This is a genomic window from Olleya namhaensis (assembly GCF_900114005.1).
GTDB lineage: Bacteria > Bacteroidota > Bacteroidia > Flavobacteriales > Flavobacteriaceae > Olleya > Olleya namhaensis.
Map to the genome: position 1 here is coordinate 1 of NZ_FORM01000031.1, position 1,233 is coordinate 1,233.

Consider the following 1,233-nt stretch of genomic DNA (forward strand, 5'->3'; position numbering starts at 1 on the left):
AAACTATTTTTTTTACCTTCTAAACGTCTAAAAAAAATCTTTTGAACTAGAAAATATTAACAAAAAAAGGTCAACCTATATCAGTATAATACAAACAACCGATAACCATTGAATTTAGATGAGTATATTTCCATTTAAGAAAAAGATTAAATCCAAAATAGAGTCAGAATTAAGGAAACTGCCTTGGGACGTGGATTCTGAAAAAATCATTCAATTACTCGAGCCGACAATTGGAATTAAAGCTAAAAAGACAAGTTCAAAAATCGGAATTGGAAAATCGAAATTTGGAGGTTTCCCTGATTTATTAAAAGAAGTAGAATGGCCAAATCTAAATGGTTTTCCGTTTGCCTTTTTAGGACAAATAAATCTATCTGAAATTAAGTTCGACAAGTTCAATTCTCTACCAGAAAATGGTTTATTATTATTTTTCTTTTCAACAAATCAGGATGATTATCAATATGAAAATCTTAAAGATATGCATCGTGTAATCTTCATTGTAAACCTATCGAATTTAGAACAAAGAAATTACCCTGAAAAATATAGTGATTTGGCAAAATTTAATGAATGTGAGATTGAATATTTCGAGCAATTCAGTTTGCCATCATATCAAAACTATAAAATACTAGATTTAAATTTTACGGATGAAGATGATAATTTACTATTTGAAGCGTCAGAAATCATAAATGAATTAACATCAGTTGGAGAAGATATTGGACATCAGATATTGGGAAATGCTCAAGCTGTACAAGGAGATGTAAACTATCCTTGGGCTTTACAATCTATTGGACATAAACTAAAAACTTTATCAGAATTAAATATAACAGACCAAAATAGAGTTTTAGAAAATCAAAAAAACATAAGACTTTTATTGCAAATCGATATGTCAGATAATACACCTAATTTCTCGGGTTTTGGAGCTAGTGGTGGAATTTATTTCGGAATAGCAGAAAAAGATTTAGCAAATGGAAATTTTGAAAACACGTATTTTGAACTACAAAACTCATAAAGCACAGTTGCCAACACCGTATATAATTTATTGCTAGTTCTAGCCTACTTACGAAAATCCTCGCGGATTTTCTATTCAGTTTTTATTTGTTAACTTAGTTGCTTAACCACGCAACAAACCATATACAAACACGTTGTACGTAAGCTGCCAAAAACACTCAGAAAACGAAAATACTGAATGAATTACACTCAAATTTATACAACACGAAAACTTGAAAAGACCATTCA

General features: G+C 29.8%; 1 protein-coding gene. It reads left to right on the forward strand.

The annotated features are described in order from the left end of the window. Window positions 1-118 precede the first annotated feature (118 nt). Window positions 119-1,006, forward strand: coding sequence for a DUF1963 domain-containing protein (locus tag BMZ09_RS15980; RefSeq protein WP_090842503.1), 888 nt, complete (start codon window positions 119-121; stop codon window positions 1,004-1,006). Window positions 1,007-1,233: the final 227 nt, after the last annotated feature.